Origin of the sequence: Glycomyces lechevalierae, from assembly GCF_027622945.1 — a bacterium.
GTDB lineage: Bacteria > Actinomycetota > Actinomycetes > Mycobacteriales > Micromonosporaceae > Glycomyces > Glycomyces rutgersensis.
Map to the genome: position 1 here is coordinate 129,903 of NZ_JAPZVQ010000007.1, position 23,521 is coordinate 153,423.

The 23,521-nt window shown below is 68.7% G+C and carries 16 protein-coding genes; 11 read left to right on the forward strand and 5 right to left on the reverse strand.

Annotation, left to right across the window (positions count from 1 at the left end; translation table 11 throughout):
* Positions 1 to 65: 65 nt before the first annotated feature.
* Both O2L01_RS13500 and O2L01_RS13505 read right to left on the reverse strand, forming a co-directional pair.
* Complete coding sequence (locus tag O2L01_RS13500; protein WP_270122468.1) at positions 66 to 698, reverse strand: TetR/AcrR family transcriptional regulator; 633 nt, start codon at positions 696 to 698, stop codon at positions 66 to 68.
* 240 nt (positions 699 to 938) lie between these two features.
* Positions 939 to 1,970: a C40 family peptidase gene (locus O2L01_RS13505; RefSeq protein ID WP_270122469.1), complete on the reverse strand. Its 1,032-nt coding sequence runs from the start codon at positions 1,968 to 1,970 to the stop codon at positions 939 to 941.
* 386 nt (positions 1,971 to 2,356) lie between these two features.
* On the opposite strand from O2L01_RS13505, the gene O2L01_RS13510 reads away from it, so the two are divergent.
* The 11 genes from O2L01_RS13510 (at position 2,357) to O2L01_RS13560 (ending at position 19,215) form a co-directional block, all read left to right on the forward strand.
* Positions 2,357 to 3,163 (forward strand): class I SAM-dependent methyltransferase, encoded by an 807-nt coding sequence (locus tag O2L01_RS13510; protein WP_270122470.1) that lies wholly within the window; start codon positions 2,357 to 2,359, stop codon positions 3,161 to 3,163.
* Between the two features lie 396 nt (positions 3,164 to 3,559).
* Entirely contained in the window at positions 3,560 to 4,870 is a 1,311-nt protein-coding gene (locus O2L01_RS13515; protein ID WP_270122471.1) for an extracellular solute-binding protein, read from the forward strand.
* A 12-nt stretch (positions 4,871 to 4,882) separates the two neighbouring features.
* Positions 4,883 to 6,310, forward strand: a complete 1,428-nt coding sequence (locus O2L01_RS13520; RefSeq protein ID WP_270122472.1) for a carbohydrate ABC transporter permease — start codon at positions 4,883 to 4,885, stop codon at positions 6,308 to 6,310.
* Between the two features lie 3 nt (positions 6,311 to 6,313).
* Positions 6,314 to 7,201: a sugar ABC transporter permease gene (locus tag O2L01_RS13525; RefSeq protein WP_270122473.1), complete on the forward strand. Its 888-nt coding sequence runs from the start codon at positions 6,314 to 6,316 to the stop codon at positions 7,199 to 7,201.
* 100 nt (positions 7,202 to 7,301) lie between these two features.
* The gene (locus tag O2L01_RS13530; RefSeq protein WP_270122474.1) at positions 7,302 to 8,927 is read left to right on the forward strand and encodes a glycoside hydrolase family 53 protein; all 1,626 of its coding nucleotides are present in this window, start codon (positions 7,302 to 7,304) and stop codon (positions 8,925 to 8,927) included.
* 83 nt (positions 8,928 to 9,010) lie between these two features.
* A complete protein-coding gene (locus tag O2L01_RS13535) occupies positions 9,011 to 10,012 on the forward strand; it encodes a LacI family DNA-binding transcriptional regulator (protein ID WP_270122475.1) in 1,002 nt (333 codons plus the stop codon).
* 181 nt (positions 10,013 to 10,193) lie between these two features.
* Positions 10,194 to 11,492 (forward strand): RICIN domain-containing protein, encoded by a 1,299-nt coding sequence (locus tag O2L01_RS13540; RefSeq protein WP_270122476.1) that lies wholly within the window; start codon positions 10,194 to 10,196, stop codon positions 11,490 to 11,492.
* Between the two features lie 164 nt (positions 11,493 to 11,656).
* Positions 11,657 to 13,870 carry a rhamnogalacturonan lyase family protein gene (locus tag O2L01_RS13545; RefSeq protein WP_270122477.1) on the forward strand — a complete coding sequence of 738 codons (2,214 nt, stop codon included), beginning with the start codon at positions 11,657 to 11,659 and terminating at the stop codon, positions 13,868 to 13,870.
* Between the two features lie 120 nt (positions 13,871 to 13,990).
* Positions 13,991 to 15,232: an RICIN domain-containing protein gene (locus O2L01_RS13550; protein ID WP_270122478.1), complete on the forward strand. Its 1,242-nt coding sequence runs from the start codon at positions 13,991 to 13,993 to the stop codon at positions 15,230 to 15,232.
* Between the two features lie 86 nt (positions 15,233 to 15,318).
* On the forward strand, positions 15,319 to 16,824 hold the full coding sequence (locus O2L01_RS13555; protein ID WP_270122479.1) for an RICIN domain-containing protein: 1,506 nt from the start codon (positions 15,319 to 15,321) through the stop codon (positions 16,822 to 16,824).
* 18 nt (positions 16,825 to 16,842) lie between these two features.
* Positions 16,843 to 19,215 (forward strand): glycosyl hydrolase 53 family protein, encoded by a 2,373-nt coding sequence (locus tag O2L01_RS13560; RefSeq protein WP_270122480.1) that lies wholly within the window; start codon positions 16,843 to 16,845, stop codon positions 19,213 to 19,215.
* A gap of 54 nt (positions 19,216 to 19,269) precedes the next feature.
* Here O2L01_RS13560 and O2L01_RS13565 read toward each other — a convergent pair whose 3' ends face one another.
* The 3 genes from O2L01_RS13565 to O2L01_RS25665 all read right to left on the reverse strand — a co-directional run bounded on the left by O2L01_RS13565 (position 19,270) and on the right by O2L01_RS25665 (position 23,166).
* Positions 19,270 to 20,271, reverse strand: coding sequence for a LacI family DNA-binding transcriptional regulator (locus tag O2L01_RS13565; protein ID WP_270122481.1), 1,002 nt, complete (start codon positions 20,269 to 20,271; stop codon positions 19,270 to 19,272).
* A 302-nt stretch (positions 20,272 to 20,573) separates the two neighbouring features.
* On the reverse strand, positions 20,574 to 21,584 hold the full coding sequence (locus tag O2L01_RS13570; RefSeq protein WP_270122482.1) for a LacI family DNA-binding transcriptional regulator: 1,011 nt from the start codon (positions 21,582 to 21,584) through the stop codon (positions 20,574 to 20,576).
* 112 nt (positions 21,585 to 21,696) lie between these two features.
* On the reverse strand, positions 21,697 to 23,166 hold the full coding sequence (locus tag O2L01_RS25665) for an AbfB domain-containing protein (RefSeq protein WP_374727691.1): 1,470 nt from the start codon (positions 23,164 to 23,166) through the stop codon (positions 21,697 to 21,699).
* Positions 23,167 to 23,521 lie beyond the last annotated feature (355 nt).

Sequence of the window (23,521 nt, forward strand, 5' to 3'; positions counted from 1 at the left end):
GACGGCCTCCGGTTCTCATTGGTTGGCGACGCGGAACGGGCGCCGGGTGCGGGCCCGGCGGCGTTTCAGGAGCCGGGCTCGCGCAGCACGTCGATGAGCTTGGCGACGTAGTGGTCCCAGGCGCGGCGGGACTCGGGGGTGTCGTCGGCGCCGGTCTCGGTGCGCCAGCGTTCGACGAAGCCGAGCATGCCGCCCAGGAACGCCGCGACGACCAGATCCAGGCTGAGCGGGTCGAGATCGGGATGGCGCCCGGTCATCGCGGCGGAGATCCGCACAGTGAAGAGCGCCATGGCCCGCTGCATGAGCACGGCGTCCCGGTTGGAAGGCGGGCCGTCGACGCCGCCGAAGATCCGGACCAGGGAGGCGACGGCGGGCACCATGCGATCGGCGTCGGCGATGGCCGCGAGGTCGGCCAGGACGGTCTCGGGCTCACTCGAAGGGCTTGCGGTCTGGGCCTCGATGTCGCCCATGAGGTCGCCGAACATCTCTTCGGCGACCGCGATGACCACGTCTTCCAGGGAGTCGAAGTGGTTGAAGACGGTGCGGCGGGAGACGTCGGCAGCAGCGGCGAGCTCATCTACCGAGAAACTCGTGCCGCCGCTCCGGTGCATCAGGTTCGCGGCGGCGTCCAGGATCGACCTGCGACTGCGGGCCTTCAGCGCCGCGCGGCGGTCGATCGGTGCGGGAGTCGCGGACATGATGATTACACTAGATGCTACGTTGCACTAAGTGCAACGTGACTTCGCTCATGAGATGTCGGCACGGGGCCAGGACCTCACCCGGTCCGTTCCAACTTCCAGGCGGCGGTGGTCAACTTCTACGACTCGACCGACCCGAAGGACCCCGAGGCTGCCGGCGTCTTGGAGGTCGATCCTCGACAGGGGAGCGCTCGCGTGCGCGAGAAAGCGCGTGCGCGCGGATGATCGAGGTTTCGCGGGTCAAGCACGTACTCGTCTATAGCCGGAAACGGGCATGACGTCGATCGAGGCGATCTTCACGATGTCGCCCGGTTTCGTGGCGTGGATCACCTGGTTCCCGCCGATGTAGAGGGAGCTGTGCCCTGACCCGTAGAAGAAGACCAAGTCGCCTGGGGACAGTTCGCTGCGACTGATCGGCACGGTATCGCTCCACTGCCCCTGGGACGTGCGGCTGAGAGACACGCCTGACTGGGAGTAGGCGGCCATCACCAGGCCGGAGCAATCGTAGGCCTCCGGTCCGGATTTGCCGAAGCCGTAGGGCTTCCCCAACTGGTCGTAGGCGAAACGAACCACCGCGTTCGCAGACCCCGGGCGATCGGCGGACCCTGTCGAATCAGGAGCCGTCTCGCTCCGTGCGGCGGCCTCGGCCTGTGCTTGAGCCGCCGCTTGTTCAGCCTCTTCCAGCGCGCGCCTGCTTCTTCCGATCTCGACGCCCAGCCCCTCGATCCTCTCGGTCCCCCGGGAGATCTCCGGCGCAACCGATTCAAGGCGCTCCGACGCTTGTTCGGAGGCCTCGTAGCGGTCGGCTTGCTCGACCCTGAACGCCGCCAGCGCCTCGAACTTGCCCGAAAGGTCGCCGTTCGCCTCGTTGAGGGCCTGAGTGGCCCGCGCGAGCTGGGCCTCAACCGTGCCGAAGTCGCCCTCGGCACCTTCGATCAGGGCCTCCAGGTCCGAGCGCTCGGTCTCGAGCACGTCGATCTTCTCCACTTCGGAACTGCGACGCTGCCTGAGGTCATTCAGATACGAGCTGATCTCAACGGTGTCGGAGTTTTCGAGGTCGATCCCGTTGGCGTGCGCCGGTACCGCCGCGAGGCCGATTCCCGCGGACAGGTTGACCAGCGCCAGCGAGACGAACCCGAGGCTCCTCGCCGAGGGGGCGAGGCCGTGGATCCGGTGCGGGACATGACCGAGCCCGGTCCGGTTCGACACGTTCATCGGTCCAATCGCTGCTGCGGCAAGCGGCCGGCGTGTTCGGTCTCGACGGTTCTTCACGAAATCCCCTTTGCTGTCGGTCTGGCGATTGCCGCACCGCCGCAGGGGCGGAGCGACACTTCCGCCTTCACGATGGCGCGAGTTGCGCACAGCGGGAAGAGTTCTGGGAATGCCGCTACATTGGGCTTCGATGGACGTATTGTGGCCCAGGGCCAGTGCGCCAGATGGCGACTCGATCGCAGTCGGGCGGCCGCAACGCCGTCGAGACCGCCGGCATCGCCGAGGCGGATGTCCTTGCGGCCATGTAGAAGTCCTCCGCTGTGCCGGTACCGGGGGCGGGGAAGACACCGACCGAGTCATCGCGGCCGGGGAACTCCCCTAACGGAGAGGCGACGACGCGCGAAAGTTCGTATTCCCGGATCGGGTTCGTGCCAGAATCGGGCGATATGGAACCGGAATCTGATGCTCAGGCGCAGCGCGATCTCATGTACGGCCAATTCGACCTCGGATCGCTGTCCATCTTCTCGGGATCGTTCATCAATTTCGGGTACTGGGGCGACCTCGAACCCGATCGTGAGATCACCGCGGAGGAGCGCGTCGAGAGCCATGCCGAGCTGTACCGGCAGGTCGCGACGAGTCTCGAACCCGAGCCCGGCGACCGCCTCTTGGAGCTCGGCTGCGGTCTCGGCGTCGGTACCGCACTGGTCGCCTCCGAATACGACGTACTCGTGTCCGGCATGGACCGTTCCGCAACTCAGCTCGAACGGGCCCTGACGATCAACGCCGAGGCGATCGAGGCCTTGGGCGGCGCGCTCTCGTTCGTCCAGGGCTCGGTCACCGACCTCTCCTGGGGCGACGCCTCCGTTGACGGTGTCTACGCCGTCGAGGTGCTTCAGCACGTCGACGACCTCGCCGCCGTGGCACGCGAGGTCTACCGGGTCCTCAGGCCCGGCGGGCGCTTCGCGACCGCGACGTTCTTCGCGCCCGACGGCGCGGAGGCGGCTCCGGTCGCCGAGCTCCTCGAGACCGTCGCCTCCGGTGCCGACGTGATCCGGCCCGTGGGGGAGTTCGCCGCCGACCTGACCGCCGCCGGATTCGCTGACGTCGCCGTCGAGTCGATCGGCGAGCACGTGTGGCGCCAGCTCGACCGGTGGATCGCTCAGACCGAGTTCCGCGTCTCCTGGGCTCGGAACTGGCTGCGCTGCTATGAGAACGGCCTGATCGACTACTACCTCGTCACCGCCCGCCGGTAGGGCGCGCCGATGCCGCGGGGCACGTTTCCGCCCTGAGCTGCGCGCGCCGCCGACACACTGCGCGGAGGTCGACCAGAGGGCCACGTCGCCGCAGACCTCTACTGAGCCGTCGCACGTATCGGCCGGCAACTCGGCGGCTTCTCTGAAGACGTTGTGACGCTTACCCGTCCGTCACCAGAGTTGCGGGTGGGGATGGCTTTGGTGCAGTCGCCGTGCCACGCCCAGCTTCTCGGCGGGCGTGATTTTTCAACTTTTTATCGTAACAATCATGATGCAAATGCCACATAAGGAGTATTCCTCGCTTGTATCAAGTGATACATGTCGCTATGTTGCTGTAAACGTTCACAGTCGCCGCGTACCGGCGGCGGCATCCCTCACTGAGACAAGGACACGCACATGCGACGCAGAGGAGCTCTCGCGCTCGCCGCGGCAGCGGCGCTCGGACTGACCGCCTGCGGCGGCCCCACTGAGGAGGAGCAGTCCTCCGAACTGGAGTGGGACGCCGAATCCCAGCAGTACGTCATCGAGGACGACATCGCCTCCGGCGAAGTGCCGCTCAAGGTCTGGTTCGAGGAGGAGTACCTCGCCGAGGCCGCCATAGCGGCCTTCAAGGAGGAGTTCAAGGACGAGTACCCGGACATCGAGATCGAGTACGAGCTCGTCACCAAGAACGATGCGGTCGAGAAGATGTCCCTCGCCGGCGAGGCCGGGAACGGCGCCGATGTCTACATGAGCCTCTACGACCAGGTGGCCCGCGCCATCGACGACGGCACCGCCGCGCCCCTCGGCGAGTACACCGGCGTCCTCCGAGAGCGGATGAGCGACGCCGCCACCAGCGTCGTCTCCGTCGAGGACCAGATGTACGCCGTGCCGGTCACGACCGAGTCGCTCGCGCTCATCTACAACACGACCCTCCTCGAGGAGCTGACCGGTTCCGCCGAGCCGGCGCGCACGTGGGAGGAGATCAAGGCCCTCGCCGCGACCTACAACGACCCCGCCGCCAACCGCTGGACGCTGCGCATGTCCACCGCCGAGATCTACCGCGCCTACCCGATCCTCTCCTCCATGGGCTGGAAGGTCTACCCCGACGGCAATGTGGACGATCCCGGCTTCGACGACCCGGCGCTGACCGCCGCGCTCGACTACTACGGCGGTCTGCGCGACATCTACGACGTGCCCAGCGCCGACAGCACCTGGGAGACCATCGAGGAGGGCTTCGCCAAAGGCGAGACCCCGTACGTCATCACCGGCCCCTGGAGCTTCTCGCTCTTCGACACCGGCGCTGCCGAGAACGGCTTCGAGTACGGCGTGACCACGCTGCCGGGGGTCGAGGGCGGCGGGACCGCCGGCTCCTTCGCGGGGATGCACGTCGCCGTCGTCTCCGGCTACTCCGAGTACCCTGCGGCCGCCCGTGTCTTCGCGAACTTCCTCGCCTCCGACGCCGGCGCCGCCGCCGTCTACGCCGCCACGGGTCAGATCCCGGCCGTCAACGCCGACCTCCTCGCCGGCATCGAAGGGATCGAGGACGACCCCCACGTGGCCGGCATCGTGGCGCAGTCGGCCAATGCCGAACTGATTCCGCAAGTGCCCCAGTACTTCTGGGAGACCGGCAACACCATGGTCATCGACGTGTGGGACGACCTCTCGGACGCCGCCGCAGCTCAGGAGAAGGCCGTGACCACCTACAACGAACTGCACGGGCTCTAGGGACCGAGCGCCGTGACCACCATCGAGACCACCGAACACCCCGTCCCGGCCCCGCGCCGCGCCCCGCGCGGCCCGGGCCGGACAGGCCCCGGACTTCCCGCACTGGCGCCCGGCCTCGCCTCGGCGCTGGTGTGGGGTGCGGGCCAGCTGCTCAACCGCCAGGCCGGCAAGGCCGCGTTCTTCTTCACGTTCTTCGCCGGCATGGTCGTCGGGGAGATCGCCACCGGCAACTACTACGCGGGCATGGAGTTCACCGCGCGATTGAACGGCGGGTTCTTCATCCGGGGACTATGGGGGCTCATCACACTCGGCACGCAGCCGCGCGAGATGACCATGACCGGCCTCACCGAGGGCGACAACTCGATCGTCCTCATGGCCAACGGCCTCATCGCCCTCCTGACGCTGGCGCTGCTCGCCGTCATCTGGATCTGGAGCATCCGCGACGCGGCCCGCTACCGGGCCGAGCGCAACGCCGGCCGCCGCGCCGAGACCTCGAGCGCCTACTTCAAGCGCCTGTGGGAAAGCGCCTTCGCCTACATCGCACTCTCACCCGGCCTGGTCCTCCTGGTCTTCATGTCGGTGTTGCCCGTGCTCTTCGGCATCCTCGTGGCCTTCACGAACTACAACCGCGACAACCTGCCTCCCAAGAACCTCGTCAGCTGGGTCGGCACCGACAACTTCGCGACGCTCTTCGCCGTCCCCTCCTGGACCGAGACGTTCGCGGGCATCCTCGTCTGGACCGTGGTCTGGGCCGTGGTCGCCACGGTCACCACCTACGCCGCCGGAATGCTCCTGGCCGTGATGCTGGCGAGCAGGAGGGTCAGGTTCCCGCGCGTGTGGCGGTCGGTGTTCCTGCTGCCCTGGGCGGTCCCCGCGATCGTCTCAGCCCTGGTGTTCCGCTCCATGTTCAACGGCCAGTTCGGGCCCGTCAGCCAATGGCTGGTCGACATCGGGCTCACCGACGAGCGCGTCTACTGGTTCACCGACCCGACCAGCCCGAACCTCGCGCGGGCGGTCGCGCTCCTGGTCAACCTGTGGCTCGGCTTCCCGTTCTTCATGGCCCTCGTCGGCGGCGTCCTCGCGAACATCCCCGACAGCTACTACGAGGCCGCCCGCATCGACGGCGCCGGCCCGTTGCAGCAGTTCCGCTACATCACGCTGCCGATCGTCCAGCGGACGGTCACGCCGCTCATCATCCTGTCGTTCGTGCACAACTTCAACAACTTCGGGGTGATCTACTTCCTCACCGAAGGCGGTCCCGACAATGTGGACTACCGGTTCGCGGGGAGCACCGACCTGCTCGTCACCTGGCTGTTCAAGCTCACCCTCGACAACCGCCTCTACAACATCGGCGCGGTGATGAGCCTGGTCATCTTCGTCATCGTCGGCGCCATCTCGGTGCTGAACCTCAACCGCACCAAAGCGATCCGGGAGCTCTGACCCATGTCCGCCACTACAGGGAGCGCCCGGACCCGCCGCAGCGGGAGCGTCGAGGGCCGCCAGCGCGTGCGCGACGGCGCCACCAGCGCCATCATGCACCTCGTCCTCGCCGTCGTCGCGATCATCGTGATCTACCCGCTCGTCTGGGTCGTCGGCTCCTCCTTCGGCCCCGGCGGCGGGCTGGCCAACGCCACTCCCATCCCCGAGAACGCGACGTTCGACAACTACGTGCACCTCTTCACGCAGACGAATTACGGGCGCTGGTACCTCAACTCGCTCTACGTCGCCACGATCAACATGGCCGGATCCGTCGCCCTCTCCGCCCTGTGCGGCTGGGTGTTCGCCCGCATCAGGTTCCGGGGCCGGAAAGCCAGCATGCTCGGGATCCTCATCCTGCAGATGTTCCCCAGCTTCCTGACCGCGATCGCCGTCTACATGCTGTTCCTCAACTTCGGCCTGCTCGACTCCCTCACCGGCCTCGCGCTGGTGAGCATCGCCGCGGCCCTGCCCTACAACACGTGGCTCATGAAGGGCTTCACCGACAACCTGCCCGCGAGCCTCGACGAGGCCGCCGCTCTCGACGGGGCAGGGAGGCTCACGATCTTCCGGAAGATCGTGCTCCCCCTCATGCGCCCCATGCTCACCTTCGTGGCGATCACGTCGTTCACGGCGCCGTGGATGGACTTCATCCTCCCCCGGCTCCTGCTGCAGAGCAGCGGCAAGCAGACCGTGGCCCTGGGCCTGTTCCAGATGATCACCGACCAGTACAGCAACGACTTCACCACCTTCGCCGCCGGCGCGGTGGCCCTCGCCCTGCCCATCACGATCCTCTACATCGTCCTGCAGCGCCACCTGGTCACCGGGGCCATGGCGGGCGCGGAGAAGGGATGAGCGTCCAAGGGCCGCAGCGGCCCGTACAAGCTCGGCGGCGCCTCTGCGCCGCCGCGACGGGCGCCCCGGCGCCCGACCCACGATCGCAAAGGAGCGACACATGAGACGGATGATCGCGGTGGCCCTCACGGCCGCCATGGGCTTCGTCGCGTTCGCCACGGCAGCCTCCCCGGCACAGGCCGTCAGAGACGACTTCTACATGGGCGTCGACGTCGGCACCCTCGCCGAGGTCGAAGCCAGCGGTGAACGCTTCTACGACGGCGGCGTCCAAGGCGACGCCCTCGAGATCATGGCCGAGAGCGGTGCCAACCTGGTGCGGCTGCGGCTGTGGAACAACCCGTACAGCGCTTCGGGCCAGCCCTACGGCGGCGGCACCAACGACCTGGCGAAGACCATCGCACTCGCGCAGCGCGCCAAAGCCCTCGGCATGGACGTGCTCCTGGACCTCCACTACTCCGACTTCTGGGCCGACCCGGGCAAACAGATCAAGCCCAAGGCCTGGCAGAACATGTCCTACAGCCAGCTGACCACCGCGGTGCGCACCTACTCCCGCGACGTCGTCTCCCAGATGGCCGCCGCGGGCGCCAAGCCCGACATCGTCCAGGTGGGCAACGAGATCACCAACGGGATGCTGCAGCCCACCGGCAGCACGTCGAACTGGTCGCAGCTCGGCGGCCTCCTCAAAGCCGGGATCGCGGGGGTCCACGAGGGCGGCTCCGACATCGAGATCGCGCTGCACCTCGACCGCGGCGGCAACAACGCCGCCTACCGCACCTGGTTCGACAACGCCCGCAACCAGGGCGTGCCGTACGACATCATCGCCATGTCGTACTACCCGTACTGGCACGGCACGATGAGCCAGTTGCGCACCAACATGAACGACGTGGCCGCGCGCTACGGCAAGGACGTCATGGTCGTCGAGACCGCCTACGCCTGGACCCTCGCGGACGGCGACGGCCGGGGCAACATCTTCACCAGCAGCCATGCCAGTGAATCGGGCTACCCGGCCACGGTGGCGGGGCAGACGCAGTTCCTGCGCGACCTGCAGGACGCCATCGCGGACGTCCCGAACGACCGCGGCCGCGGCCTGGTCTGGTGGGAGCCGGCCTGGACCGGCGACACCTCCTGGGCCAAGCCGGCGGGCATGTCGTACATCAACGACCAGGCCGGCGAGAGCAACTCCTGGGACAACCAGACCCTGTTCGACCACAACGGGAACAAGCTCTCGACGCTCGACTTCTTCGGCGAGGTCACCGGCGGCGGCGATCCCGGCACCGGCGAGAACGTGCTGACCAACGGCAGCTTCGAGTCCGGCAGCGGCAGGACCGCGACCGGGTGGAGCGTGTGGGCGTCGAGCGACACGAACCTCGACGCGGCCTTCCGTGAGACGCGCGGGACCTTCCACCAGGGCACCGCCAAGTTCACGCACTGGAAGGCCTCGGCCTACACCGTCTCGACCTACCAGTCGCGCAGCGTCCCGAACGGCACGTACACGCTCACCGCCTGGATCATGAACGGCGGCGGCCAGAACGCCGCGCGCATGTACGCCAAGAACCACGGCGGGACCGAGCGTCAGGCCAACCTGCCGGTCGCCTCGCAGTGGACGCAGGTGTCGATCACCGGCATCCAGGTCACCAGCGGCCAGATCGAGGTCGGGTTCTACTCGAACGCGAACGCGGGCAACTGGATCAACTTCGACTCGGTGAGCCTCACTCGCACCGCGTGAGGCGGGAGGGAGGCCGCCCGGGCAGGGCGGCCTCCCTCGACGGCGTCGATCAGACACTCGAATCCACGCGGGGACTGAGGAACTTGGCACGGAAAAGACCCACGATCAACGATGTCGCTGCGGCCTCCGGCGTCTCGCGCGGCACGGTCTCGCGTGTCCTCAACGGCAAGACGAACGTCTCGCTGGCCGCTGAACTGGCAGTGAGGCGGGCGGTCGCCGAGACCGGATTCGTCGTCAACCGTGCCGCCAGGAGTCTCAAGACGAGCCGGACCGGCTCGGTCGTCATGGTGCTCTCGGAGCCGCAGGAGCGCTTGTTCGAGGACCCGAACTTCAGCGTGCTCATGCGTGCGGCGACCAATCAGCTGGCCGCACACGACATGTCGCTGGTGCTCATGATCGCCGGTGACGACGGGGGCCGCGACCGGGTGGCGCGCTACCTGCGCGGCGGCCACGCCGACGGGGCGCTGCTGATCTCGACGCATGCCGACGATCCGCTCTTGGAGGCCATCGAGCGCTCGCACGTCCCCTCTGTGGCGTGCGGAGCGGTGCTCGGGCGCGAGGGCGTGGTCCCCTACGCCGCGGCCGACGACCGGGGCGGGGCCAGGCAGGCCACGACGTACCTGATCGGACAGGGCCGCAGGAAGATCGGCATGATCGCCGGCCCCGTCGACACCCCGGGCGGGTCGCTGCGGATCGAAGGCTTCACGAGCGTGCCGGGCCGCAGGGTCACCAAGCGGATGGTGGTCCACGGCGACTACACCCAGGCCGGCGGCGAGAAGGCGATGCACGAGCTCCTGCGGCAGTTCCCGGCCCTCGACGCGGTCTTCGTCGCCTCCGACCTCATGGCCGCCGGCGCGCTCCAGGCGCTGCATGCAGCCGGGCGCAGCGTGCCCGGGGAGGTAGCGGTCGCCGGATTCGACGACTCGGCGGTCGCCACCGCGACCAACCCGATGCTCACCACGATCCGGCAGCCGCTGGCAGAGGTCGCGAGTGAGGCGGTGCGCCTGCTGCTCGCTCTGCTCGACGAGCAGGAGGTCGAGTCCGTCATCCTGCCGACCGAGCTGATCGTCCGCGACAGTGCCTGAACGGCACCGTCGCGGACGGCGACCGTGTTCGACCGATGCCGATGCGGGGACACCGACCCGAACCATATATCGAAGTTCTTGACTATAGAGAAATGTAACGATATATTGATCCTCGCTGTGCACGTTCACAGTGATTTGCTCCGCATCAGCAACCCTCACGACTCTCCTTGAAGGAGCACTCATGTCAATGCAACGACGGACCTTTCTCGGCCTGGGCATGGCCGGGGCCGTGGGAGTGGGCGCGTCCCTCTTCGGCGCAGGCTCCGCGCTCGCCGATCCGGCTCCGGCCAACCCGTTCGCCGTAGGCGTGCGCCGGTACGACTGGACCCGCGGCAGCCGCCCGTGCACGACGTACGTCTACTACCCCGCCACCGGCACCGCCGGAGGCAACCCGGTCACCGACGCCCCGGTCGCCAACGGGGTCTTCCCCGTCTACAACTTCACCCACGGCTTCGGCAGCAGCCCCCAGAACTCCCTCTTCATCATCCGGCGGCTCGCCGAGGCGGGCTTCATCGTCCCGGCGCCGCACTTCAACCACAGTTTCGACGACGTCAACACCGGCAGGACCTCCCAAGACGTCTCGCAGATCCTCACCAACACCCTCGCCCTCAACGCGAGCGGGCCGCTCGCCGGCCGCATCCGCACCGACATCGGCGTCGGCGTCTCCGGCCACTCCCTGGGCGGCATGATCACCCACGGGCTCCTGACCTCCTGGCCCGACAGCCGCATCATCTCCGCCAACCCCCAGTCGTGCATCGACATGGGCAACCCCGCCGCATCGGTCTCCGCCAAGGTCCTGTTCGTCCACGGCGACAGGGACTCGACCACGTCCTACTCCTCGGCGCGGCAGGCGTACACCGAGATGACCTGGCCCAAGGCGTTCCTCACCTTCGTCGGCGGCAGCCACACCAGCTTCTGGAGCGACCAGCGCTTCCCCACCACCGTCACCGACTGGGCCCGCTGGACCATGTACGGCGACACCGCCGCCCGCGACCGGCTCCCGGCCGACGCGTCCGGATCGGGCACCCGCTGGGAGTCCGCGCTCGGCGACACGCCCACCGAGCCGGGCACGTACCGCCTGGTCGCGCAGCACAGCGGCAAGTACGCCGACATCGACGGGATCTCCACCAGCGCCGGAGCGCTGCTCCACCAGTGGACCCCCACCGGGCGCACCAACCAGCAGTTCCAGTTCATCGACGCGGGTGAAGGCCACTTCAAGATCAAGGCCCGCCATTCCGGACTGGTCCTCCAGGTCGCGAGCAACAGCAACGGAGCGGACATCACCCAGCAGGCCGACACCAACGCTCCCAGCCAGCACTGGCGCCTGACCGACCACGGCGGCGGCGTCGTCAGCATCATCAACCGCCAGTCGGGCCTGGCAATGGACGTGTACGAGCGGTCCACAGCCGACGGCGCCCGCATCTCGCAGTACACCTACAACGGCGGCACCAACCAGCGCTTCGCCCGCCAAGCGGTCTGAACCGCCGAGCGTTGAGAACGATTCAGTCCCACCCGCAGCGACGGCGTCGGCGGCCTTCCCCGGCACGCAGCGCCGACGCCGTCCCGGTCGGGTGCTCCCCCAACGACTTCGGAGTGAACATGCACAAGTCAACCTCTCGACGGGCGAGACGCCTGCGAGCGCCCATGGCGGCGGTGACGGGCCTGGTGGCCGCGGCCGCGGCCACGATGATGGCGATGAACGCCGCCGACGCGGCGACCACCCGGTACGAGGCCGAGACCGCCCCGGCCGTCTGCGACGGCGCGATCGAGTCGAACCACGCCGGCTACTCCGGCAGCGGGTTCTGCAATTCCAGCAACGCGGTCGGGGCGTCGAGCCAGTTCACCGTCAACGCCGCGAGCGCGGGCACCGCCACCCTGGCGATCCGGTACGCCCACGGCGGCACGGACACCCGCTCGGCCGACATCCTCGTGAACGGCACGGCGGTGGAGGCGGCGAGCGCCTTCAGTGCGACCGGCGCCTGGACCACCTGGTCGACCAAGACCCTCACGGTCCCGGTCAACGCCGGAAGCAACACGATCCGGCTCAACGCTTCCACTGCCGCCGGCCTGGCGAACATCGACTACGTCGAGCTCAGCGACGGCACCCCGCCGCAGCAGGGCGACGGCAAGTACGAGGTGGAAGCGCTCACCCGCGGGGTCACCGTGGTGCCCTCGGGCAGCGGCCGCCTCGTGTCCTGGCGGCTGCTCGGCACGGACCCGTCCAATGTGGCCTTCAACGTCTACCGGGACGGCACCAAGCTCAACTCGTCGCCGATCACCGGCGCGTCGAACTACCTCGACACCGGCGGCTCCTCGAGCTCGCAGTACACCGTCCGCAGCGTCGTCGGCGGCACTGAAGGATCGGCGTCCGGCACCGAGGTGACCTTCAACTCCAGCGGCTACTTCGACGTCGCGATCCAGCCCCCGGCCGGAGGCTCGAACCCCTCAGGCTCCTACACCTACGTCGCCAACGACATGAGCACCGCGGACCTCGACGGGGACGGAAAGTACGAGCTGATCGTCAAGTGGGATCCGACCAACGCCAAGGACAACTCGCAGTCCGGATACACCGGCAACGTCTACCTCGACGCGTACAAGCTCGACGGGCAGCGGCTGTGGCGGATCGATCTGGGCCGCAACATCAGGGCCGGGGCGCACTACACCCAGTTCCAGGCGTTCGACTACGACGGGGACGGCAAGGCCGAACTCGCCGTCAAGACCGCCGACGGCACCCGCGACGGCCAGGGGACGGTCATCGGCAACGCGAGCGCCGACCACCGCAACTCCAGCGGTTACATCCTCACCGGACCCGAGTACCTGACGGTCTTCAACGGCCAGACCGGCGCCGCGATGGACACCGTGAACTACCAGCCCGCCCGCGGCAACGTCGGCAGCTGGGGCGACACGTACGGGAACCGGGTCGACCGGTTCCTCGCCGGAACGGCCTATCTGGACGGTGCCACGCCGTCGATGATCTTCTCGCGCGGCTACTACACGCGCTCGGTGATCTGGGCCGTGGACTGGAACGGCACCGACCTGACCACCCGCTGGATCTTCGACTCGAACACGGCCGGGAGCCAGTACGCGGGGCAAGGGGCGCACAGCCTCTCGATCGCGGACTTGAACGGCGACGGCCGCCAGGACGTGGTCTTCGGCGCGATGGCGGTCGGCTCGGACGGCAACGCGCTGTGGAACACCCGGTTCGGCCACGGCGACGCGCTCCATGTGAGCGACTTCGTGCCGAGCCGTGCGGGCCAGGAGGTCTTCATGGTCCACGAAGCGGGCAACCAGCCGTCCTCGCACCTGAACGGCTCGAACGGGCAGGTCATGTTCCAGACCGGCGCGAGCGGCGACAACGGCCGCGGCGTAGCCGCGAACGTGCTCGCGTCGAACCCCGGCGCCGAGTACTGGTCGGCGAACGTCGGCGGCCTGCTCAACGCGAGCGGGTCCAACATCGGGTCGAAGCCCGGCTCGATGAACTTCCTGTCCTGGTGGGACGGCGACGGCGAGCGCGAACTGCTCGACGGCACCCAGATCACCAACTACCCCTCCGGCACGCTCTTGAGCGGGTCGGGCGTGTCCTCCAACAACAGCACCAAATCGACCCCCGGGCTGTCCGCCGACCTGTTCGGCGACTGGCGCGAGGAAGTCGTGTGGCGCACGAGCGACAACCGGGCCCTGCGGATCTATGCGACACCGCACCAGACGAACCTGCGCATCGCCACCCTGATGCACGACGTCCAGTACCGGGTCGCCATCGCCTGGCAGAACACCGGGTACAACCAGCCGCCGCACCCGAGCTTCTACATCGGCTCAGACGTCACCGCCTATCCCTGGCCCGACATCCACACCCCGTAGAAGCCCCGCGGGGCCCGGACGCCGTGCCGGAACGCCCGGGTCCCGCGGTCCACCCACGGTCCCCTTCCCTGTCCACGGGCCCCGGCGGCGACGCCGGGGCCGATGCTTCCTGGAGCACCCATGCGCACTCCCGACACACCACGCCTGCTCGAATCCAAGTTCAGCCGCCGCACCCTGGCGGGCCTCGTCGCCGGCACGGCCGCCGGCAGCCTCTTCGGCGCCGCTCCCGCCCGCGCGGCCTTCGCGACCGACACCTGGTACGTCCTCCAGAGCCGCCACTCCGGCCTCGTTTTCGACGTCGAAGCGCGATCGACCGCCAACGGCGCGATGCTGGTGCAGTGGAACCGCACCGACGCGACGAACCAGCAGTTCCGGTTCGTCGACGTCGGCGGCGGCTACTTCAAGATCCAGGCCCGCCATTCGAACCTCCTGCTCAGCGTCCGCGACAGCAGCCGCGCCGACGGTGCGGACATCGTCCAGTGGAGCGACACGGGCGGCGCGAACCAGCAGTGGCAGATCCTCGACGACGGCACGTACCTGCGGTTCGTGAACCGCAACTCGGGCAAGGCACTCGACGTCTGGGAGAAGTCGACCACCGCAGGGGGCCGCATCTCCCAGTACACCTCGAACGGCGGCACGAACCAGCAGTTCCGGGCACTCGCGGTCGGGGCGCCGCCCGGCGACGGGACGCCGACGATCTACATCGCCTCCGACTCCACCGCACAGACCTACAACTCCGGCTACTACCCCCAGATGGGCTGGGGCCAGAAGCTCGCAGGCTACTTCGACGCGAACACGACGGTGGCGAACCATGCCATCGGCGGACGCTCTTCGCGCTCGTTCATCGAGCAGGGCCGCCTCACCACGATCCTCAACGCCATCCAGCCCGGCGACTACCTGTTCGTCCAATTCGGACACAATGACGCCAGCGTCGGCAACCCCGAGCGCTACACCTCCCCCACGGACTACAAGCGCTATCTGCGTGACAACTACATGGCGGGGGCGACCGCGCGCGGTGCCATTCCGGTGCTGCTCACGCCGGTCTCACGGCGCGACTACGACTCCAGCGGCCAGTTCCGGGTCTCGTTCCCCGACTACGTGAACAAGGTGTACGAGCTCGTCAACGAGACCGGCGTGGCGATGATCGACCTGTCGAAACGCTCGCGCGAGTACCTCAACAGCATCGGGCCCGAAGCCTCGAAGCGGGTGTTCCTGCACCTCGCCTCCGGCCAGTACCCGGCCTTCCCCAACGGCGTCGCCGACAACACCCACTTCCAGGAGTACGGCGCGAACCAGATGGCGCGCATCGTCTCCGAGGGCGCGAAGGCACTGCCGCTCCCGATCGCAGCACACGTCAAGTAGACCGCCGGGAGCGCCGCGCACCGGCCCGGCGCTCCCTCCGGACGCACTGCCCGAACCCATTCGACTCCCAAGAGATCGGAGCGCCCATGCGCTTCTCCCCCGCACGATGGCTGCGGCGGTCGGCGGCCTTCCTGGCCGCCGCTGCAGCAGTCCTCGCCTTCCTCGTCATCTCCCCCGCCGGGGCCTCGGCCGCGCCGGACACCTCCGCCTGGTACGTCGTCAAGTCCCGGTCCTCCGGCCTCGTCTTCGAGATCGAGGGCGGTTCCACCGCGACCGGCGCCGGCCTGGTGCAGAACACCCGCACCGACGCGCAGAGCCAGCAGTTCCGCTTCATCGACGCCGGCGGCGGCTACTACCGGATCCAGGCCCGCCACTCGGGTCAGGTCCTCGACGTCTGGGGGAAGAGCCTCGCGGACGGCGCGACCATCGCCCAGTACACCGACCAGAACTCCACCAACCAGCAGTGGCAGGTCCAGGAGAGCGGCGGCTATGCCACGTTCATCAGTCGGCTCTCGGGCAAGGCCCTCGACGTCTGGGAGCGCTCGACGACCCCGGGTACCCGCATCAGCCAGTACACCGCCAACGGCGGCACCAACCAGCAGTTCCAGCTCATCCCCGTCGACGACGACGGCGGATCGGGCGGCGGCCTCGAAGGCTGCACCGGCACCTCGCCCGTCTCCTGCAGGTACGACGTGGCCCCTGGCACCTACGACGTCACCGTCGTCCTCGGCGGCGCCACCGCAGGTTCCACAACGGTCACCGCCGAGACCCGCCGCACCATGCTCGGCACCACCGTGACCGCCGCCGGGCAGCAGGTCACCAAGAGCTTCACCGTCAACGTGCGCACCCCCGAAGGACAACCGACCGGATCCACCGGCAACCCCGGACTGAACCTGTACTTCGGCGGCTCCGCGCCGCGGGTGAGCAGTGTGACCGTCACGCCCGCAAGGCAGCCGCAGCTGTTCCTCGCCGGGGACTCGACGGTCTGCGACCAGTCCACCCGCCCGTACACAGGCTGGGGCCAGCAGCTCCCGCAGTACTTCGACCAGGGCCTGTCCGTCGCCAACTACGCCGACTCCGGCGACAGCTCCGGGTCGTTCCTGTCCGACTCGCGCCTGTTCCCGACGATGAAGCCGCTCATCCGCCCCGGCGATGTCGTCCTCATCCAGTTCGGGCACAACGACAAGCAGACCAGCGCCTCGACCTTCCGCTCGAACCTGACCCGGCTCATCGACGGCGTGAAGGCACAGGGCGGCGTCCCCGTCCTCGTCACACCGATCGTGCGCCGCTCGTTCAACTCGGACGGCACACTCAACAACGGCACCGCCCTGCACGTCAACGGCGTCGGCGTCGACCTTCCCCGCGAGATGCGGAATCTCGCCGCAGCGCAGGGCGTGGACCTCATCGACCTGACCGCGCTCACCAAGCAGTTGGTCGAACGGCTCGGCCCGGAAGGCTCCAAGGCCCTCTACCTGACCAACGAGGCGAGCGACAACACCCACACCTCCGAGTACGGCGCCGACCAGTTCGCGCAGCTCGTCCGCAACGACATGCGGAACCAGGGGATCGTCCCCGCCGGCCTGTTCCGCTGACCCCCGAGAGGAACCTTCATGAGACCTCCGCAACGCAGTGCCGCCGGTGCATCGGCGGCACTGGTACTCGCCGGGGCGCTGGTAGGCGCCCTCGGACCGGCCGCCCCGGCCGCGGCCCTCTACGGAGAGGCGGACCTCCAGCCCATCGAGAGCAATCTCGCCGCGAAGCCGTGGGTGGAGGCGACCGCCGCCAGCGGCGCCGAGACCGCCGGGATGGCGGTCGACCAGGACGCTGACACCGCTTGGCTGGCAACCGAATCCGGCCCGGGACAGTGGCTGCGGCTCGACCTGGGCGGCGCCTACGACAACCTCCGCAAAGTCCACGTGACCTTTCCCGATCCCGGCGCCGTCTACCAGTACGTCGTCGAGGCCTCCCCGGACGGCGAGTCCTGGACGGTCGTCGCGGACCGGTCGGCCAGCGCCGCACCGGGCTCGGGCGGCGTCGACCTGTTCACGCAGCCCGGAACCCGGTTCGTGCGCGTCGCCCTCACCGCGGCCTCTCCCGGCGCGACCGTGGGCGTCAGCGAGTTGGAGGTCTTCAACTACCTGCGGGACGACGTCGTGCTGGGCGCCGACCTGTCTTGGATGGATGATCCGAGCGGCCGCCAGTACTGGATGCACCCGCAGGCCGAGGACCGCGGCGCGGGTCCGCACCTTCTCGACGTCATGCAGGACCGCGGCCTGGAGTACACGCGCCTCCGCGTGTTCAACGAGCCCCGGAACGAGTCCACCGGCAATCCGAACACCGTGCCCTACCAAGGGCCCCAACGGACCCTGACCTCGGCGCAATGGGTCAAGGAGCGCGGCCTCGGCCTAGGGATCGACCTCCACTACGCCGACTCGTGGGCCGACCCGGGCAAGCAGCCCAAGCCGCGGGCCTGGGCCGAACTGGAGTTCGAGGAACTCACGGAAGCGGTCTACGACTACACGTACGACTACGTGGAGCAGCTCGTCGCGCAAGGGACCGTGCCGGACAAGGTCGCGGTCGGCAACGAGATCGCCAACGGGTTCATGTGGGGCAGCGAAGCGATCGGAGCGCCGAACACCGAGGCGGTCCACGCGGGCGCGAACCCGCCGTACTTCCGCGACCAGGCGTCGGTCTACCAGTCGCAGCCCGGCGGCGGCATCCTGTGGCAGTACCGGTATGCCGAGGACCCGGCCGAACGCCAGCTGTACCTCGACTCCTGGGACCGGTTCACGACACTGCTGGCGGCCGGCATCGCGGCGGTCCGCGACGCCTCGCCGGAGTCCGAAGTAGAGCTGCACTCGGTGGTCGGGCGGATCAGCGGCATGGGCAAAGCCGGCGAGTACTGGAAGCAGCTGACGACCCGGCTCAACGCCAAGGGCCAGGACTTCGACGTACTCGGGCTCTCCTACTATCCCGAGCACCACGGCAGCCTCGAGCAGATGGAATCGAACCTCCACACGCTCGCGACCACCTACCCGCAGTACCGACTGGAGATCGCCGAGACCTCGTACCCGGCCACCGGCGGCGGCACCCAGCCCAACTCGACCTTCCCGCGCACCGTCCAGGGCCAGGCCGACGCGATCCAGCACGTGTTCCAGATGGTCAACGACGTCGTCGACAACCAAGGCGCCGGAGCGCTCCTGTGGGAACCCGCGAGCTGGCAGTCGATGTTCCGGTCGGTGCCCGGCATGGCGAACACCTCCGAGCCGAATGCCTCGATCGACGTCTACAACCGAAGCCGCGCAACGCATGTCGTTGAGGACACGGTCTACACGGCGGTCGAGACCGGCGGCGATCCCGCGCTGCCTGAGACGGTGCAGGTGCTGACCACCGCAGACGGCACCGAGGCGGCGGTCCCGGTGGCCTGGGCCGACCTGCCCTCGAACGCGACCGGCAGCGCCGGTCGGGTCGAGGTCACCGGCACGACCGAGTACGGCGAAGTGACGGCCGTGGTCGACGTCGTGGACGAGTTCGCAGCCGTCGCTTGCGACACGGAGGTGAGCGGCACGCATTACGGGCCGCTCGCGGTCACCTCGGGAACGACCTGCCTAGGCGAAGGGTCGCGCGTGTACGGGCCGGTGAACGTCGCCGGCGGGGCCGCACTGGTCACGGACGGCGCGCGCATCACCGGCCCGCTCTCCGCGAACGATGCGGCGCTGATCGTGCTGTGCGGCACGCAGGTCAGCGGACCGGTGAGCCTCACCGGAAGTGCCTCGGTCACCCTGGGCGATCCCGTCCTGGGCTGCGAGCCGAACCAGGTCTCCGGTCCGGTGAGCGCGGTCGGCACGAACGGGTGGAACGTGATCGCGGGCAACGAGATCGACGGTCCGCTGTCGTGCAGCGAAAGTGAACCGGCCCCCGTGAACAACGGAACGGCCAACGAAGTGAAGGGCCCCAGGAGCGGGCAGTGCGCCGGCCTCTGACCTGACGGACGCTGCGGCCGCCGATCTACGGCGGCCGCAGCACCATGTGGAAGCTCAGGCGGTGGATTCCCGCCGGACGACGGTGAACGGGGCGGTGAACTCGCGAGGAGGCAACTCGGGATCGGCGATCCGCGCGACGACGAGCTCGACGGCCTTGGCCGCCTTCCACCGGTGATCGGGGCTGACCGTGGACAACGAGGGTATGTAGACCGCGGACTCGGGGACGTCGTCGAACCCGATGACGCGCATGTCGTCGGGGACGCCGACACCCCGGTCCCGCAAGCCGCGCATGACCCCCATCGCGATGGTGTCGCTGAAGACCACCACACCGTCGATGCCCAGATCCGCGTCGGCGATCCGGCGGCCGGTGGCCCGGGCGCCTTCCCACGAGAGCGAATCCACCGCGAACCGCAGCCGCGGGTCCGGCTTGATCCCGCGGTCCTCCAGCGCGGCTCGGTAGCCGTTGTAGCGACGCGTGAACATGGTGAGGCGGTTCAGATCGCCCCCGGTGACGACCGCGATGCGCTCGCACCCCTGATCGATCAGATGCTCGGTGGCCGCGGCGGTGCCGCCCTCGTTCGGCACCGTGACGCGGTCGAAGCGGCCCGCCAGATCCTGCTCGCCGAGCAGCACGATCGGGTTGCCGCGGTCGGGCGTCAGCGACTCGATCTCCACTGCGGACAGGATCAGTCCGTCGAACTGAAGCCTCCGGGACTGCGCGATCGCCGCGACCTCGCCGGTGGCGAGGGCACCGGTCTGCTCGATCGCGACGTGGTAGCCGTGCCGCTGCGCCTCCTCGATGACCAATGTGGCGAGCATCCCGAAGTAGGCGTTGCCGATCTGGGGGACGGCGAGCCCGATGACCCCGCTGCGTCCCGACCTGAGATGCCGCGCCGCGGCGTTGACCTGGTAGCCGGATTCACGGATCGCGGCGAGCACCCGCTCGCGAACGCTGTCGCTGACGGGGACTCGATCATTGATGACGTTGGAGACGGTCATCGGCGACACGCCGGCGAGCCGCGCAACGTCGCTCATGGTGACCTTGCCGCGATTCACCGAACCTCCACCGCCCGTTTCCTGCCCGAATGCACCTGGTGCGCGCCACCGCAGCGCACATGGGGTCCCATACCGCGGCGGGCGCCACCCCATCGAATCCTATCGAACACCGCTGAGCGCACCGGAAGCCATCGATTGCCACCGACCGCAAACCGGGCAGCGCGGCGAGAGCAGGAACCAATGCCCGCGAACGCACTTTCCCCGGGATCCGAACGGACGCAGTGCGGTGGCGCCGCTCCCGTGCCGGCGGGATCGCCACCAGCCGGTTGGCAGGGTTGGTACACGCCCGGACGCGGGCTGGCCTATGCGGCGGCTTGGACACTGCCCTTCGGCTCAATGTGCGGCGGCACGATCAGCCGCTTCTGCACCGGGCCGTCGGGAGAAGCGATCCGCTTGGCGAGCATCTCGACCGCGGTCTGGCAGACGGCCGCCGGCTCGGACTCGACCGAGGTGAACGACAGGACGTAGAGCCGCGCGAGCTCGGCCGCGTGCAGTGAGACGACGCTCCGGTCGGCGGGCACTTCGAGTCCGAGGTCATGGAGCGCGAACGGGAGCATCGCGACGGCGGCGTCGTTGTGGATCAGCAGCGCGCGCGGGTTCTCGGGGTCCTGGAGCACCGCGCGCAGGGTCGCGCGCACCTGCTCCGGCCCCACCGGCACGGCGATCGGGACGAGCCGCAGGCCGCGCTGTTCGGCCCGCTCACGGGCCGAGCTGGCGAACCGGTTCGCATAGGTGCTGCCCGCGGCGTACAGCTCTTCGGGCCATTTGACGAACACCGCTTCGCGGTGGCCCGCGTCGGCGAGGTGGTCGACCAGCATCGCGGCCCCGGCGGCGAAATCGAGGTCGACCGCGTCGACGCCGCGGGTGTCCTGGGGCATCCCGAGCAGGACCGCCGGATAGCGCGCCTTGTTGATCGGTTCCAGTCGCGGGTCGTCGTCGACCACGTTGAGCAGGATGAACCCGTCGACCTGACGGCCGGAGATCGCCCGCCGCACCGCCTCGACGCCGTCGGGCTCGGTCAGCAGCACGACCGAGTAGCCCTGCTCGCGCGCCGCGTCGGAGAGAGCGATGAGGTACGCCGCCAGCGCCGGGCTGAACTCGGCCTCGTGGAAGCCGACGACGACTCCCAACGCCATGGTCCGAGAGGTCGCCAGTGCCCTGGCCCCGGCGTTGACGGAGAACTGGAGCTTGGCGACCGCCGCGTCGACCTTGGCCTGCGTCTCGGGGCTGACGTACTTGCGGCCGGTCAGGACCGAGGAGACGGTGCTGCGCGAGACCCCGGCCTCGCGCGCTACATCGCCGATCGTGGCCACGCCGCTCCCTCCGTTCCTCGCTCGAACCCGGTCCAGTGTACCGGTTCGCTGTGGAGCGTCGATCGACTGAGCGGCGGCCGCCGGCTCAGCCGGCGGCCGCCACAAGGGAGGATCAGACGGTGATGCAGAACGTGGCGTCGGCGCGGTCGCCCGCGTCCTCGATGGGATCGAGCTGCAGCTCGAAGCCCGAGTGCCGCAGGTGCTGGGCCGGGAAGTTGTACGACTGGAACGACGTGCACCACTCGTCGGCCAGTCCTTCGGTCATCTTGAACGTGGCGTCCTTGTCGAACAGGGCCGTGCCGTCGTCGGGCGCCAGCACGAGTTCGAAGTACGAGTGCCGCAGGTACTGGCCCGGGTGGTTCACCGACTCGAACGACACGTACTCGGCCGAGCCGTTGGCCAGGCCCGGCACCATCCGAAAACGCGCGTCGTCTTCGGGGGTGGGGTTCTGTTCCAGGCGGACATTCGAGTTCGCGTGCCGCACCAGACGATCCGGGTAGTTGAGCGATTGCAGTTCGCGCCAGGCGACGTCGCCGAACAGCGGCGTGACCGCGATCCGGTCGAGGTTGGGCGCGAACTGCGAGCGCAGCGGCACGCCCGGCCAGGTGTCGGAGGCGTAGCTTGTGCCGTCGAACTGCGGTTTCTCCTCGCCGCGCACGACGATCGAGTTGGCTCCGGCTCGGAGGTCGACCGGCACCGTGAGCTCCCAGAAGTTGTTCTCGTGGAACGAGTGCGGGAAGATCACGCGGACCGGCTGGGCGCCGTTGATCGACACCAGGGCGTACCGTGCCACGGGGTCGGGGTTGTAGTGCGTGGAGGGCGACTGCTCCTCGTTGGAGTACCGGAAGGTCAGCGCGTACTTGCCGGCTTTCGACACCTCGACGTCGTTGAACGTCAGGGTGTTCCCGTTGCCGGGGTCCCCGCCGATGCCGGTGACCGCGGCCCCGCCGGAGGCGAGGGACAGGCTCGTGGCCTCGGCGCTCCCGGCGACCGTGCCGTCCTCCGCTTCGTAGACGGCCCCGGTGGCTTCACCGGAGGGCGTCACGACGAGTCGGTCGACCTCGAGTCCTTGGGCGCCTTTGACGGTGACCTGGTTGATGCCGCCGAGCAGGAAGGCGTCGACGATGCCGCCCTGTCCGGTGGTCACGGCCTGGCCGTTGACCTCGAGCTCGACCTTGCGGTCGCCGCGCGTGGCGACGTCGAGCAGCGCGGACGCGTCGTCCGGGGAGTAGACCCAGAACGTCGCCTCGCCGCCGGCGGGCACGGCCGCCGCGCCCGGACCGGAGCCGTGGTGCGTGCTCGCGTAGGTGGGGGCCGCGCCGCCGTCGAGTTCGGCGAACTCGGCCTCGTACACGTCGCCGGTGAAGCCCGGGTGGGGCAGCGACAGGTCGATCTTGTCGAGGATGACGTCGCCGGTGATGGCTCCGGTCCCGTCGAGGCTGCGGGTGGCCAGGGTGATGACGTGGTCCCCGGCGGTGAGTTCGACCTTGGTGTCGGTGTGGTCCCACACCACCCACTTGTAGCCCAGGCTCAAGAAGAGCTCCTGCTCGGTGGCGGCGTCGCCGTCGACCCGCAGGAACATGTTCGTCGGCCCCTGGGCCTGCACGTCGGGGTCGGTGTTGAGCGAGCTGGCGAAGACGCTCAGGTCGTAGACGCCGTCCTGGGGAACGCTGACGTTGAACTCGATCGCGTTGTTCGCGCCGGTCCGCATCCCGCCGACGTTGTACCCGCCTGAGGTGTAGAACTTCGCCAGGGCAGAGGGGGAGCCCTCAGGGCCGTTGCGCTGCAGGCCCGTGCCGGTCCAGGTGGCGTTCTCGGCCTCGTACGTCGACTCCCACGCCGTCTGCGGGACGGCCGCATCCCCGGGAGCGACGCTCGGGGTCACGATGACCTCGTAGGCGGATTCCGCATCGAGCGCCGGCAGTCCGCCGGAGCCG